Source organism: Chamaesiphon sp. (genome assembly GCF_041737865.1).
In the GTDB taxonomy this organism is placed as follows: domain Bacteria; phylum Cyanobacteriota; class Cyanobacteriia; order Cyanobacteriales; family Chamaesiphonaceae; genus Chamaesiphon.
The window spans coordinates 1-14,839 of sequence record NZ_JBGSQZ010000098.1; the positions used below are offsets into that span (position 1 = coordinate 1).

The 14,839-nt window shown below is 46.4% G+C and carries 16 protein-coding genes; 9 read left to right on the top strand and 7 right to left on the bottom strand.

The genetic code is table 11. The features are described 5' to 3' along the window. Positions 1–136 precede the first annotated feature (136 nt). On the bottom strand, positions 137–313 hold the full coding sequence (locus ACEW9J_RS06910; RefSeq protein WP_373544411.1) for a winged helix-turn-helix transcriptional regulator: 177 nt from the start codon (positions 311–313) through the stop codon (positions 137–139). A 45-nt stretch (positions 314–358) separates the two neighbouring features. Between ACEW9J_RS06910 and ACEW9J_RS06915 the strand changes: the two genes are divergently transcribed. Further along, complete coding sequence (locus ACEW9J_RS06915; protein WP_373544396.1) at positions 359–655, top strand: hypothetical protein; 297 nt, start codon at positions 359–361, stop codon at positions 653–655. 200 nt (positions 656–855) lie between these two features. Here ACEW9J_RS06915 and ACEW9J_RS06920 read toward each other — a convergent pair whose 3' ends face one another. From ACEW9J_RS06920 to ACEW9J_RS06930, 3 genes are all read right to left on the bottom strand, one after another. Next, positions 856–1,407 (bottom strand): shikimate kinase, encoded by a 552-nt coding sequence (locus ACEW9J_RS06920; protein WP_373544397.1) that lies wholly within the window; start codon positions 1,405–1,407, stop codon positions 856–858. A 34-nt stretch (positions 1,408–1,441) separates the two neighbouring features. After that, positions 1,442–1,624, bottom strand: a complete 183-nt coding sequence (locus tag ACEW9J_RS06925) for an NAD(P)H dehydrogenase subunit NdhS (protein ID WP_373544398.1) — start codon at positions 1,622–1,624, stop codon at positions 1,442–1,444. A gap of 93 nt (positions 1,625–1,717) precedes the next feature. Beyond that, entirely contained in the window at positions 1,718–2,425 is a 708-nt protein-coding gene (locus ACEW9J_RS06930; RefSeq protein WP_373544399.1) for a Crp/Fnr family transcriptional regulator, read from the bottom strand. A gap of 115 nt (positions 2,426–2,540) precedes the next feature. Between ACEW9J_RS06930 and ACEW9J_RS06935 the strand changes: the two genes are divergently transcribed. Continuing rightward, positions 2,541–3,533 carry a hypothetical protein gene (locus ACEW9J_RS06935; protein ID WP_373544400.1) on the top strand — a complete coding sequence of 331 codons (993 nt, stop codon included), beginning with the start codon at positions 2,541–2,543 and terminating at the stop codon, positions 3,531–3,533. A gap of 109 nt (positions 3,534–3,642) precedes the next feature. Here ACEW9J_RS06935 and ACEW9J_RS06940 read toward each other — a convergent pair whose 3' ends face one another. Continuing rightward, positions 3,643–4,245, bottom strand: a complete 603-nt coding sequence (locus ACEW9J_RS06940; RefSeq protein ID WP_373544401.1) for a DUF3177 family protein — start codon at positions 4,243–4,245, stop codon at positions 3,643–3,645. Between the two features lie 169 nt (positions 4,246–4,414). Between ACEW9J_RS06940 and ACEW9J_RS06945 the strand changes: the two genes are divergently transcribed. The 6 genes from ACEW9J_RS06945 (at position 4,415) to ACEW9J_RS06970 (ending at position 10,124) form a co-directional block, all read left to right on the top strand. After that, entirely contained in the window at positions 4,415–4,612 is a 198-nt protein-coding gene (locus tag ACEW9J_RS06945; RefSeq protein ID WP_373544402.1) for a hypothetical protein, read from the top strand. Between the two features lie 267 nt (positions 4,613–4,879). Further along, positions 4,880–5,665 (top strand): tryptophan-rich sensory protein, encoded by a 786-nt coding sequence (locus tag ACEW9J_RS06950; RefSeq protein WP_373544403.1) that lies wholly within the window; start codon positions 4,880–4,882, stop codon positions 5,663–5,665. A 438-nt stretch (positions 5,666–6,103) separates the two neighbouring features. Continuing rightward, positions 6,104–6,379: a hypothetical protein gene (locus ACEW9J_RS06955; RefSeq protein WP_373544404.1), complete on the top strand. Its 276-nt coding sequence runs from the start codon at positions 6,104–6,106 to the stop codon at positions 6,377–6,379. 89 nt (positions 6,380–6,468) lie between these two features. Beyond that, positions 6,469–6,702, top strand: coding sequence for a hypothetical protein (locus ACEW9J_RS06960; RefSeq protein ID WP_373544405.1), 234 nt, complete (start codon positions 6,469–6,471; stop codon positions 6,700–6,702). A gap of 286 nt (positions 6,703–6,988) precedes the next feature. Next, entirely contained in the window at positions 6,989–9,154 is a 2,166-nt protein-coding gene (locus ACEW9J_RS06965) for a catalase (RefSeq protein ID WP_373544406.1), read from the top strand. Positions 9,155–9,452: 298 nt separating this feature from the next. Next, entirely contained in the window at positions 9,453–10,124 is a 672-nt protein-coding gene (locus ACEW9J_RS06970; RefSeq protein WP_373544407.1) for a DUF2267 domain-containing protein, read from the top strand. Between the two features lie 83 nt (positions 10,125–10,207). Here the strand turns inward: ACEW9J_RS06970 and ACEW9J_RS06975 are convergent, their stop codons facing one another. Next, positions 10,208–11,119 (bottom strand): DUF2382 domain-containing protein, encoded by a 912-nt coding sequence (locus ACEW9J_RS06975; RefSeq protein WP_373544408.1) that lies wholly within the window; start codon positions 11,117–11,119, stop codon positions 10,208–10,210. A gap of 309 nt (positions 11,120–11,428) precedes the next feature. Further along, positions 11,429–11,563 carry a hypothetical protein gene (locus ACEW9J_RS06980; RefSeq protein ID WP_373544409.1) on the bottom strand — a complete coding sequence of 45 codons (135 nt, stop codon included), beginning with the start codon at positions 11,561–11,563 and terminating at the stop codon, positions 11,429–11,431. Between the two features lie 99 nt (positions 11,564–11,662). Here ACEW9J_RS06980 and ACEW9J_RS06985 point away from each other — a divergent pair, with 99 nt between their 5' ends. Beyond that, positions 11,663–14,752, top strand: coding sequence for a PAS domain S-box protein (locus ACEW9J_RS06985; RefSeq protein WP_373544410.1), 3,090 nt, complete (start codon positions 11,663–11,665; stop codon positions 14,750–14,752). The last annotated feature ends 87 nt before the right edge of the window (positions 14,753–14,839 follow it).

Below are 14,839 nucleotides of genomic sequence, written 5' to 3' on the forward strand. Positions count from 1 at the left end.
ATTTGATTGGGGCTTTCTCGCGCCATTGATTTCTCAATACATCAGGATAAATCACCATAAAATTGACTGTTATATTCGTGGTCTGGATTTCTACGATCGATATCTAGCTAGAAGTTGAGGAATACTTGTCACCCCTTCAGGTAACTTGCGGTGGAATATTCGGCTGATAATGTCGATGAACGATCCCAATTTCTTCTAGCATTTGCAATCTTTCTACTAAAACCTTGGTTGAAATTCTATCAATTTTTCGCCGATTGGATTGATGTGTCTGATTCGGTTTAGTCTTAGTGCTTTTGGATCTGCCAATCCTTATTGGTTTATGGAAGAGATTGGGATTTCCTTATCCTCAAATCCGCAAATGCCTTATGCTATTCGAGCTTGGGCAATTAGAGATCTGGTAATTGCTGTGTTGGTAGTATTCGCCAGCAAAAATAACGTTAATATGCTACTGGTGGGTTGTTTGGCGATCGATTCTACCAATATTATTTCTGCATATTTGAGTGGTAAAGCCGGGTTGTTTGGTACGGCAGATGGCTGGTTATTGAAACTTACCTCAACTGCAATTGCCGCACTAATTTTAGAACTTGGAGCGTTAGTATTAATTTACATTCAGAAAACACCTAAAAATGTCGATCTAGAAGTACCGTCCCGATGAGTTAACATTCCCGATTCTCATTCTGAGAGGCTACGCCAACGGAACTCAAATGGGATTGCTATGGCGATCCCAAATCAGATCCCTGCGATTGAATACTGGTGCGTTAGGCTAAAGCCGTAACACACCCTACATTAACTGCTAACACACCCTAAATCAACCTAGCTTTTCATTTGGGATTGCTAGAGCGGAGGAAATAATCTTTAATCTGGAATGGGGATCGGTGTCTTTAGAACAGTGGGAATAGCTGTCAAGATCCGAGCGACAATTTCATCAGCCGTGAGCGGACGATCGATCTGGATATGGATGTCGGCTTCAGAATACCTGTGGCGACGCTCTGCTAAAAGTTGCTCTAATTTGGACTGAAGATCTTTGGATGTGGCTAGGATCGGACGGGTGGTGTCACCCTGAAGTCGTTCGACGAGGATGTCTATGGATGGATCGAGCCAGATGACCAAACCTTGATGTAGGTGGTTCCAGTTCTCCCGCTCGATCGCAATCCCGCCGCCTGTGGCAACTACTAGGCGTGTATAGGCGGAGACTTCTGCGAGGACTTGGGTTTCGATTTTGCGAAATTCCGGTTCGCCCACCGATGCAAAAAGTTCGGCGATACTTTGACCGACTAATTTTTCGATCGTAGTATCGGTATCTAAAAAACCATACCCTAAATGTGCGGCGAGGATTGGACCGATGGTACTTTTACCACAACCCATCATCCCGATTGGATAGATATTTAGTCCTTGGAGATCGAACATAGTCTGATGGAGAGAGTGGCTAAACCATGAAAATTTACTTCTGGGTCAAATCTACTAGTTCGAGTTCGCTCAGACGAAAAGTTACCATTTTATCCCAGTTACCACCTTCAAATAGCACCGCTGCTTTTCCGTCAGTGATGCGTTGGACTAAGCCTTGAAAACCGTAGTAGATATCGTTGATATTTTTGACGCGAATGGCAGAACCTGGCAAAATCATAGGGCAATAGCAGTTGGGCTGACAGATAATTAGTCTCTAGTTTAGCCTAAAGAGCTATTCAACGATCGCCTTAGCGATCGCTAAATTTAGCTTTCACTCTATTCGGGAGGGCGTGAGCAAGCAGATGAGATTATCGTCTTTGGTTTGGATCGCTTTGCGTTCTTCGCGCAGTTCTTTCATCAGTCTAGTCACTGTGACGCGAGTAGTCCCGATCGCACTAGCAATTTGGGCATGAGTCAGCGGAAAGGGCAAGAAATACCCCTCCGGACAAGGTTCGCCAAATTCTTCGATCAATAGGGTTAAATAACCGAGCAATCGTTCGATCGTGTGGCGTTGTCCGAGAGTATTTAACCATAACAATTTCCGTTGATGTTGATAACGGAATGAGTCCAAAATCTCGCGGCGAAAACTTGGGAAATTTTCTAGATCGTGCCAATACATCCAGAAAATTGAAGTGTTATCTGTATGAGCAAAAGCTTGAAGCGTAAATGGAGATCGCTCGATGATTTCAAATGGTTGTCCGGCACCTACAAAACCCAGAAAAGTTTCATCCCCGCTCTGAAGTTGGAACTCGACAGGGGTAGTATTTTGGTGTGGATATGATGGGGGTTCAGTTTCAGCCGTGCCATTGAGGCGGATCGTTCCCCGCTGGACTAAGTATAATAGACCCGATCGAGTGGGGATCTGAGCATCTTTGGAAAATGTGCGATAACGGTAATGTTCTTGTGCCCAATCTAGCAGTCGATGCCAAGTTGAGAAAGAACGTGTATTATTCTTGGGTGGAGTAGATGATGATTGCATAACAAACCAGCAGAACGGCACATGATTTCTAACGATTCTACATGTATTTCAATGTAGTAAGTTATTTTTATTTTAATCTGGAATATACGTACTTGTTTTAAATCGGGGTGTGAATATGAAAATTTTCCCTATTTTTGACTCGATTTTGCTACCATTGGCCCCAACAATTGCTGGAACAATTGCCGATTATTTGCAGTTGATGACTAAAACAGTTGACGGACATCGATCCCAAAATTGTGACAATGTTGTGCCTGAGTTGTCATCAAATTTAGCTTGGTGGCAGTTCGACCGATCGATTAGGCTTGTTCCTACATCACAATACCAGTATGTCAGCACGATCGCGCATCGATTGGCGGCAAAATCATCATTAACACCACTACAAATCTGTGAAAATCTCCAATCGCCGCTGGTGTCTGCAATTGTCGAGCCGGATTATTGTATGCAGCTATGTTGTTGGTATAACGATTCTGGCTATATTTACTTCCAGATCGCACCTAGATCGATCGGGTTGTGGTTAAATCATATTCATGGCTTGCCACTGATTGAGCTAGCTAAACATCGATCGCTCTCATCGGCGACAATGGCTGTATACGCTCATGCGCGATGTTGCTCGGTACTCAGATTAGCTGATACTGAGAAATTAGTCCGAGTTGCCGCTAACTGGCAAATTAGCATCGATCGACAGAGCGATATTGATGAGTGTAGCTACCTCGATCGATGTACAGCCGAGTTTACGAGCATTTTTGAACATTCAGCCGAACACCGATCGATCCATGTCTTAATGGAAGTTTTAGATACGATCTCCAGTCATCATTTACAAGTTGTCTGTTCCCGCCAACTGGGATGGAGTGAGGCTAGAGCGATCGAGCCATTGGGCATTGGATCCAATTTGGCGGGTAAAATTCGCGATCCCAATTGGCATAAATTAACGCTCGATCTCGCTCAAAGTTGGCTGGACTTTTATCGTCACTGTCGGATTTTTGGCGATGTCCAACGTCAAAATCCACGCCTAGCAATTGCGAGATGTCTGCTCACCGCGATCGTCCGTCGGTATCTACAGGTATTATTAGAAAATTATCTGGGTGTCACTGCCTTGGTGGAGTTGTAAGCGTCAATCCTTTGCATGTTTAGGAGTCTGGTGCGTTACGCTGTCGCTAACACACCCTACAATTCCCTAAAACCTAAAACCTAAAGCCTAAAACCTAAAACCCAAAGCCTTACTCATCCCCAGCCATTGCCGAGCGACCTTGTTTGCCGAGACGGACAACTAAAAAGTAACCTAGAGACAAGGTATAAACAACTAAACCCAAGATGCCTAGTAAGCTGAGAAATTCTGGCTTGGAGTTGGCATGAAAAAATTGGTAATAGAGCCAGGATGGTTGGAACCAAGCCTGACAAGAATTTGTTTTGACGCTACCAAAGGCACATGACAGAAATGGTAGCAGGGCGATCGCACTGAGTGTAGAGTAAAGTGTCGTCGCCCATCGCCAAGCCAAGAATCCGAGCTTGAGTGGAGTAGCTGGTAGATCGGTGATTTCTTCGTTGAGATCTGCCCAAAACCATAACGACATCGGAATCAATGCTTGTCCAAGCAAAGATGTGATAAAACTAATTGGCAAAGAACCGATCTGTAAATATACGGTAATCGCTAGGAGACTGGCTACTCGCCAATAAATGATTAGTAAACTTTGGATGACTGCTGTTTTTTGCGCGAATGCCCACAATAGGAGAATCAGCGGAATTAGGACTGTAAATATTACCGCTAATCGAAAATCCATCCAGATTAACGGTTGGAACCATAATTGAGTTTGATTAGACATTAGCTAGATCTAAAAATAGGTAGTTTGCTCCTGAAGATAGGGATCGATTATTTACCCGATTCAACAGATTTTCTCTCCCAATCTTGACATATATTCTGCCGATCGCGTTAACACTACTCCAGATAGCGACAATCTTAGCACTGGATTCGATCTGGGTAAGTACTAGCTAGTGAGCCAGATCTGCTACTCAGAGCAAATATTTGGTGGTGTCTGGCACGATGCCGATCGTCAGAGTATGGTACCGTCAGCAGCGAGTCGATCGGAGTCAAGCTCATCGACAGTATCGCGTGGTGTGCCTTCAAGTCAAAGTAAGTCAATATTGCCTCGTACCAACAACTCGATCGGATTTCTACCCTCTACCCTCTAAGCTGTTTTACATCTAAATCTTTTGACTGAATCCCTTACAGCAAAGGTTCTAGAGGACAAAAAGAGTGTTTTAAATGTTTGACAGCTTACCCTCTACCCTCTACCCTCCATCAATATTGCCAATATATCTAAATATTCAATCAAAAGATAGAGATGATATTTGGCAAATTGTGCAAGCATTTAATTAATCAAAAATATTTTAAAATCATAACTCATCACTAACAATATGAAAATCGCCACTTCCTAAACTAACTTATAACGACAAATCATGAGCTTTAACCGAAGTGCAGATCCAGATTTCCGGCGACAAGTAACGACCCTTGCTGCCATTATCGGGAGTATTGTGGTCAATACTATTTCCAATATCTTTCCACCAAATGGTCTCAATGTCGGTACTCTCTCCAATACCCTCCTAGCACCAGTCCAAATCACTCCTGCTAACTATGCTTTTTCGATTTGGGGGTTGGTATATAGCGGTTTGATTGGCTTTGGGATCTATCAACTCCAACCCAGTCAAAAGTACAATTCGCGATTGCAGCGTTGTGGTTATCTGCTGACGATCGCGTGTGTGTCCCAATGTGCCTGGATCTATCTCTTTCTTGCCCGCTTGTTTCCATTATCTGTAGTAGCGATGTTAGGGATCTTGGTGTCGCTCATCGTCATGTACCAGAGCCTGGGGATCGATCGGGAGCGTGTTTCGCAACTAGAGCGATGGTTTGTCCAGATCCCGATTAGCATTTACCTGAGTTGGATTAGCGTTGCAACTATCGTCAATATCGCCAGTACCCTCTACATTCGTGACTGGAACGGTTGGGAGATCCCGCCGACAGTGTGGACTGTCATCATGATGAGCGTTGCTGCGGCGATCGCTGCTGTGATGCTGATTCAGCGTCACGATCTTGCTTATTTGCTGGTGACTATCTGGACTTTGACGGCGATCTCCATTCGCCAAGTGCATACGCCATTCATCGCCGTGATGGGGCTAGTGCTGACGATCTCTCTGATTTTGTTCGGTTTATCGCTCCAACTCAAACCTTCGCTCAACGCGCGTTAATCAGTTGACAGTTGACAGTTGACAAGGCATTGATGATTCATCATCCACCATTCACTATCCACTATTCACCATTCACCATTCACCATTCATCATTCACTATCCACCATCCACTATCCACCATCCACCCCTACACTAAATGTCTAATTTAATACATGTCAGGGCGTAAGTTATGATATCGCTCGATCGACAGAGGAAAAACTACTAATCGCTCTCTAACGTATGTAGTTATGAATGTAATTGAAATTTGAGATCGTTGGGTATGCTATTGAGCATGTCAGTTAGATGTATACGCTTCTACATACTGTTATGTCTCATAAATTCAATCATTCTTGTTATCTTAGCGTTCGGCAAAAAATACTGTCAAAGTATCAGATGTCAAGTAGCACTTTGATAATATTTAGATCGCACTATCCTTTACTTAGATTAAAGCGAGGAGTTATGAAAAAGATTGGATCGTTATTGATTCCATTGGTTGGATTTGCAATTCTCATTAGCTCGTGCTCGCCCAATGGCGGTGCAGGTGGTGGCACTGGTGGCACAGGCACTGATGGCACAGGCACTAGTGGTGGCACTGGTGGCACAGGCACTGGTACTGGTGGTTCGAGTATGAGTCCAGGTATGAGTCCAAGCATGAGTCCAGGTATGAGTCCTACAACTACTCCTGGTACTAGCCCCAGAACAAGTCCATCGGCAAGTCCAACCACTAGTCCCTAACTGTATCGATTGATGCAGTTGGTTCAGAGCAGTATAGACCGCAGATCGAGATCTTAAACAAAATTCCTTACACGATCGAGAGCTAGGCGATGTTCGCAGTGAGCTACAACTCATTCAATCTGACTAGGCTCGGTATCCAAGAGCATAAAATTATTACAGCGATCTGCAACGATCGAGTTAGCGACAAAGCTAGGGGAGATGTCCAAATACATCTCCCTTCTTTTCGTGAATTTGTAGTTAAGTTAATATCTTTTAATAAAATTTATATGTCGGCAATTTTGGCACGTAAATTCTATTGTTATCTACCAAAAGGTAGAACTTAAATCTGAGTTTCTTGATTAAATTGAGATAGCGAGTTAAGACAACTTCTTTATAGAATTTCGTTCCCGCAAGCCTCTTCTAAGGAACTTAACCTAGAATTAGCTCACAGCAAGGATCTGTAGTTGGGTTGAAGAATGAAACTAGGGCATACCCAACCATAGTTTCTTTCATCCATTAGACGACGTTTACGTCGGCTCAGTTGCTCCTTTAGAGAATAGATCGCTACAGATCAAAGCCAATCTGCTACACGAACTAATTATTAAGCTGGAAGCACCCCAAACGACTATTATGAGCGAACAGAATTCGGTTGACGAGCAAAGCAAAAATCAGAGCCTAGGGAACTATCGCACCGCACCGGGCGAAAGATTGACAACCGATGAGGGTGTGCCACTTAGCAATACAGATGATTCGCTCAAGGCGGGCGGACGTGGGCCGACATTGCTCGAAGATTTTCACTTTCAACAAAAGCTATCCGCATTCGATCGCGAACGCATCCCCGAACGGGTAGTCCACGCGCGGGGTGCAGGCGCACACGGGTATTTTCAGCCCTACGAAGCGATGTCCGAATTTACTAAGGCGAAATTCTTAGGAGATCCAGCGACCAAAACGCCTGTATTCGTCCGGTTCTCGACTGTTGGTGGTTCGCGCGGCTCGGCGGATAGCGTCCGCGATGTCCGAGGCTTTTCGGTGAAGTTTTATACCGAGGAGGGCAACTATGACATCGTAGGGAACAACATTCCCGTGTTCTTCATTCAGGATGCGATTAAGTTCCCCGATCTCGCCCACTCCATCAAACCCGAACCCAATAGTGAGATGCCGCAGGCTTCCACCGCGCATCCGAATTTCTGGGACTTTATTTCGCTCGTGCCCGAATCGATGCACATGATTATGTGGACATTATCCGATCGGACACTGCCGCGTAATTTTAGCACGATGCAGGGGTTTGGAATTCACACCTTCCGCTGGGTCAATGCCGAAGGTAAATCACGGTTTGTCAAATACCACTGGAAACCGTTGGCGGGTGTCCACTCCAATGTATTTGATGAAGGTCAAAAGATCGCGGGTAAAGATCCCGACTTCCATCGCCGGACGTTGTGGGACTCGATCGAAATGGGCAACTATCCAGAGTACGAGCTAGGCGTACAGATCGTTGAAGAAGAAGACGAACTGAAATTCGACTTCGATATTTTGGACTCTACTAAATTGATCCCTGAAGAACTCGTACCAGTCCGGCCGATCGGTAAAATGGTACTCAATCGTAATCCTGACAACTTCTTCGCTGAAACCGAGCAAGTCGCTTACCAGCCATCAAATGTGGTGCCAGGGATTGACTTTAGCGATGACCCACTGCTACAAGGTCGGTTGATGTCCTACCACGATACCCAACTCCATCGCTTGGGTAGCCCCAACTTTGTCCATCTCCCAATCAACCGTCCCGTTTGCCCGTTTAGCAATAACAACCAAGACGGACGGATGCAGATGGACATCAAAACCAACTCCGTCAACTACTCTCCCAACTCGCTCGGCGGCAACCTTCCCGCGCCAGTAGCCCCAGAGGATGGCGGCTTTGTCACCTACCCCGAACGCGTCGAAGGGCACAAAGTTCGCGAACGTAGCCCCAGTTTTGCCGACCATTTCAGCCAAGCTACCTTGTTCTGGAACAGCCTCTCGATAGGCGAAAAAGATCGCCTCGTCGAAGCCGCTCACTTTGAACTGGGTAAAGTCCCCCAAATGGAAGTCAAAGAGCGGATGCTCCAACGCTTCAATCAAGTTGATGGGGAACTCGCCAAGCGCGTTGCTAAAGGTTTAGGAATGCCCGCTCCTACCGAGCCAGCGACCCCTAACCACGGTCAAAGTTCCCCAGCACTGAGCCAAGAACACACCACCAAGACCGCCAAAGGTCGCAAAGTGGCAATTCTAGCAGCAGATGGTGTCGATGCCGCTCAAATCGCGATGATGAAGCAATCCCTGAGCGCGATGCACATCACCTCCGAGGTAGTGTCGCTCAATGGCGGCTCGATCGTCAATAGCGACGGTGGTAAGCTCGAAGTAGATAAGACCTTCTTGACGACTGCATCGGTACTGTATGACGCGATCTATGTGCCTGGTGGTGCCGAAAGTGTTGAAGCACTCACCGCCCACGGCGACCCCTTGAGCTTCATCCATGAAGCCTTCAAGCACTTCAAACCGATGGCGGCAACTGGTGAAGGTGTCGATCTAATGATGCAATCCGATCTCAAGGGAATCGATTCCAGCCAAGTCAACGGCAAGATGAGTGCTCAGTTGGGTGTAGTAGCCAGTCGCGATACTGCGGACATGGCAACATTTGCCAAAACCTTTATCGATGCGATCGCACAGCACCGATTCTGGACGCGTCCCGTTCCTGGTACGGCATCTGTAAAGGCAGCAGCCGCGAAGATGTTGATGGAAAAAGAGCAGGTAGCAGCCTCTTAATAGTTGATAGTTGATAGTTGATAGCTTGCACCCCAGCCCTCCCCTTTATAAGGGGAGGGCTGGGGTGGGGTAAAAGACTGTACAGCAACTCAAATATCCTGTCTATACACATTACTCTGCTGAGAGGATGGCGATCTAGGCAAGATTTCGGAATTTACAAAAAAGCAGAGGCGATCGCTATCATAGTACAGCGATCGCCTCTACTTTTTATCGGGTCTAAATCGATCGCATCTATCGAGATCTCTACCTTTTGTCCGATCGGATCTCTAACTTATGAAAGATGTGAGCTGAGTCGTGTTTGCGTACAATCGTTGATAGTTATCAAACGCAGAATATTCAGACCGTTCAGGAAACAGCTATGACAGAAGAAACTTTGAAAAAAGACTCACCAGAGACTCCAGAACCGACACTGGCAAATGCGGAGGGACGCACCAGGGATATACCAGAGACCGATCCGACCGAGATCGAAGACCCCAGAGCGATGTTTGCCGATCGCGATCGATCGTTTTTAGAATATGTGATGGTTGAAGGCGGTTTCGCCGATCCTTATGATGCCAGAGACTTTACAGAAGTCGTGTTTCGGATCATGCGGGACTTGATGACGACCGAAGCAGCAGATCGAGTTGCTGACGAACTGCATGAGGAAATGCTGCCTACCAATGAAAAGGCACTCCAAATGGAAGTTACGGATCTGTGGAAAGATACCAACCCCATCGTGGGCTTTCTCAGTCGGGTACGTCCACCTTGGCAAGGCCCAGGCATCTTTAAGATTAATTCCGATCGCTTTTTCTTCCGCGCTGCTAACGAAAGTGGACTAGAGCGAATGCCTGAAGATAAGGATAAAGAGCGCAAGCAAGCAGTAAAGGCTGTATTCACAGCCACAAAACGCGAACTCTCCCAGGAGCGCATCGCGGAGATCGCTACTTGGTTGCCTGAAGATGGAGTCCGCGAACTCTGGCACGAAGCATAATCGAGCGGCTAAAAAGCCGGAGTGAACTATCGATCGATAGTTCACTCCGGCTTTTTGTTGCAATCGTAGACATTCTGTCGAGTCTACTGCTTCTTAACTACTGGATTGCCCTGAGTATCTACATCTACCTCTTCGCGGCGGATAGTTTCTTGAGCCGTAGCAGTCTCCTTATCTACAACCTTATTAACTCGCACTTCCTCGCGAACAAATGCCTCTTTGTGAAATTCAGGCACCTCTTCGTATACTTCAACGCGGGAAACTTCGCCTTCTGTGAAGGTAGCTTCGCCAGGAGCTACTGCGGTTTGAGCATTACCAGGCATATGCTCGATCGTCACGCGCTCTTTTTCGATCGGCACAGAGGCTGTGGCAGTTTCTGTCTCTACTCGTTTGCTAATTACTGCTTCACCAGTTTTCATTCGGGTTTTGCTGCTAATTAACCGTTCTTCGTAGAGCTTGAAGCTAGGATGGTTTTGCTCATTCATCGCGTACAAGTCGGGTTCTTGTTCGTGCTGATATGTTTCGCGTGGTTGCGGTTTTGGTACTGGAGTAGCGGCTCGAACAGTACCTTCAATTTCTGCATACTCATCTTCGAGCGCAAGCATCGGCGCAGCACCTGCTGTGGCTGTCTGCTGTAGATTTGGCTGGGCGGTACGATATACGCTTCTGACCTGCTCTTCACGATCGTAATCGATCTTCAAGTCATCACTAAATTCCGGTAGAGCTTCAGCTTGGCTCTTGGTGAGGTTATCGGCATAGACACGCTTACCGTGATAATCGACGCGGGCACGGCCGATCGGGAGCATGACTTTTTTGCCCACGAGCCAGCCACCAGTGCTGATAATAAAATAACGGAATTTTCCGTTATCGTCTACTAATAGGTCATTGACAGAGCCGATTTTTTCCTGTCCCGAATATACGTCTAATCCTTTGATCTCACCTTCATTGAAGTGCTTGATATAGTCTGGATCGAAGTCTTTAATCTTATGAAGAGCCATTTTGTTTAATCCTGATGCGATCGATTTTGCTGTCTGTAGCGATCCTAAATGAGCATCTTAACTCCTCAATGGCGGACATACTGTGCCTACGGTAGGCTACGCCAATGCCACCGAATACGCTCAGGATGAATTAAGCACCGCACCTACGAGTTAATGTTACTGATAAGAACTTAAATAAGATTGCTATATACATCAACCTTACAAATCTCTGGATGCTTCGTTATCCTTCCATTTACAGATCTAAATGAGCTAAATAAAACCATTAGAGATAGGCTAGGATTACTTCCTTCTCAGTGACAAATTAGATATCTAGGGTAGGGGGTGAAAGGTGGATGGTGGATGGTGGATCGTGATGTCTATTTCTTGGAGTAGGTAGGGTGTACTCAGCAGCAGTAACGTAACCTTGGCATTTGTCAAATTAGGATCGATCGCATCAGCACCCACAACCTTTGCCTAGACTAAATCTATCTTCTGTTTTGACAATTTATCGAGCAATCTGGAATATGCTAGCCTAGATAGAGAGAATCTCAGCACCTCACTCTTATGACAGTAAATTTGCCACAGCCTTTATTCCTTTCGACTATTCGCGATCGAAAGCTATTGGAGCGCATTCCGCAACTGGCTTGGTTGATGAACGATCGAGGGGAAATTCTGAGTGCCAATCAGCGATGGTGCGAATATATCGGGCGGTCTAACGGTGTCGAGTGGTCAATTTTGGCGGAATTGGATGAGACAGAACTCGATCGCTTTGGTGGCGCATGGGAGGAGGCTAGGAGATCGCAGGAGCCGTTTGAGATCGAACTTCAGTTAAAAAGTAGATTAGGCGATTGGGAGTGGTTTAAGCTCGAAATTGAGCCAGATGGTAATGAATTAGGGCAGACGATCTGGATTGTTACGGCGACCCGACTGGGTGGATCTGCGGCAATTCCCGGTCAACAATCAACCCAATTTCTGGAGGCTTTGCTAGCTCATGCTTCCGATGGGATTGTTGCTTGCGATGCTGAGGGTAGGCTGGTGCTGTTCAACCGGATGGCGCAGGTATTTCACGGATTGCCCCCCAAACCGATCGAGCCGGAGGAATGGGCTAATTATTACGATCTCTATGATGGCGACGGAATTAGGCTTTTAACCAAGTCAGAGATTTCTCTCTACCGCGCTTGGCAAGGAGAATCAGTCACTAGTCAAGAAATGACGATTAAGTCCAAGCTAGGTCATGCTCGATCGCTCCTAGCCAATGCTACGGCGATTTATAGCCCGACAGGTGAAAAGCTCGGCGCAGTAGCGGTGATGCGAGATATTACCGAACGCAAACAAGCCCTCGACGCTCTCCAGCAGAGCGAACAAAAGTTTCGGGCGATTTTCGATGGCACGTTTGGGATGATTGGATTATTACAACCGGACGGGAAGATCGTCGAGATGAATCGCACCGCTGTAAAATTTGCGGGTATAGAAGAAGATATTAACTGGATCGATCGCCCCATTTGGGAAGCTCCTTGTTGGAGTTATTCGCCAGCAGTTCAACAGCAGTTACAGGATGCGATCGCGCGGGCGGCGCAGGGAGAGTTTATCCGCTATGAAGTAGAATTGATGGGCGCGGAGAATCGGCTGGTACCGATCGATTTTTCACTCACGCCGATTCGCAACGATCTGGGTGAGGTCATCTTCATTATTCCTGAAGGACGCGATCTCATTCAGCTCAAACAAGCCCAAACCGAACGCTTGTATGCCGAAATCTACAACCAACGCCTATCGACTGCGATGCGATTGGCAAAAGCAGGTGCTTGGCATTGGGATATCCGCACCCAAAAAATTGATTGGACACCAGAGTTTGAAATATTGTTCGACTATGAACCTGGTAGTACAAAACAAGTTTACAGTGAATGGTTGGATCGGGTGCATCCTGACGATCGAGTCCAAGTTGAAGCTAAATTGCGGGAAACACTCGCTCGCAAATTATCGGCATATCGAGATGAATATCGCATCATCTGGCGAGATGGACAAATTCGCTGGATCGAGGCAGTCGGCGAATTGCAGCAAGACGGACAGGGTAATCTTGAATGGTTGTCAGGGTTAGTCTACGATATTACCGATCGCAAGCACAAGGAAGCCGCACTCCGCCGCAGTGAGGAATTTATTCGGCGGGTACTTGAGAGCAATCTAGATTGCATCAAGGTGATAGATTTAGAAGGTCGTTTGCTGTATATGAACGATGGCGGACAAGCATTGATGGAAATCGACGACTTTGGCACCGTTGCCAATACTCAATGGCTGGAATTATGGCAAAGTAGCGAGGGTGAATCCGCCGCTGGTGCTTTTGCTACAGCTCTAGCTGGTGGAGTCGGTAGGTTCGACGGTTATTGTGCAACCTTCAAAGGCACACCGAAATGGTGGGAAGTAGTTGTCAAGAGTATCCTCAATGCAGACGGTAAGATCGACCAAATTTTGTCAGTTTCTCGCGATGTCACTACTAGTAAGCAAGCAGAGAGTGCCCTCAAAGCCAGTGAAGAACTCTTTCGGTATACTTTCGATCAGATCCCGATGGGATTTTGTCATGTCGCCCTGGATGGTACTTGGTTGCAAGTAAATCGGAAATTTTGCGAAACTGTGGGCTATAGCAAAGCAGAACTCTTGGCAACGACTTTTCAGGCAATTACCGAACCCGCAGATCTAGCTCAGGATGAGGCTTTTATCGAGCAATTATTGAGTGGCGAGATTAACGAAGGCACCCTAGAAAAACGTTATATTCACAAACAAGGGCACCATGTCTGGATCGCTCTCACCTCCTCCGTCGTCAGAGATATAGCTACCGCTGGACAAATGGGTATGCCCCAATATTTCCTCTGTGCGATCGAAGATATCACCGATCGTAAACAATTGGAACTACTCAACCAAATCCAAACTGACGATCTCCAACATCTCAATCATTCCCTGATGTTTGCACAACAACAGTTAAAAGACCGAAATGAAGAACTGAGTTCCTTTGGTTACATAGTTTCCCACGATCTCAAAGCTCCCTTGAGAGCGATTGCCAATTTATCAGAATGGATCGAAGAAGATCTCGGCGATCGGATTGTAGAGGGCGATAGACAACAGTTTCAACTCTTGCGCCAACGCGTCAAACGCATGGACGCGCTAATTGATGGACTATTGCACTATTCACGCGTCGGACGACAGGAACTGGAGATCGAAGCCGTCGATGTCTCCCAACTGCTGACCGAAACGATCGATTCCCTGATCGTACCACCAACTTTTCAGATTCAAGTCTTGCCACCGTTACCAACTTTGGACACCAAACGGATCTTACTGAGCCAGATTTTTGCCAATCTCCTGAGTAATGCTATCAAGCATCACGACAGAGCCGATGGTAAAATTGAGATTACTGCCGAGGATCTCGGAGATCGTTACCAATTCTCGATCGCTGATGATGGCCCAGGGATTCCCGCAGGCGCACCTAGAGACCGGATCTTTGAGATTTTTCAGACGCTAAAACCCAGCATCTCAAATGCAAATACCGGAATCGGTTTAGCATTAGTCAAAAAAATTGTCGAAGGCGAAGGCGGTGAAATCTGGTTAGATACGACAGAAATAGGTGCCCGTTTCTGTTTTACTTGGCTCAAGGCTCAGACAGCGTAATGTAGCAGAGATCTTTACCCCACACTGTGCCCTCCCTAGAGAGCGTAATATAGCAGAGATCTTTACCCCACCCCAGCCCTCCCCTTA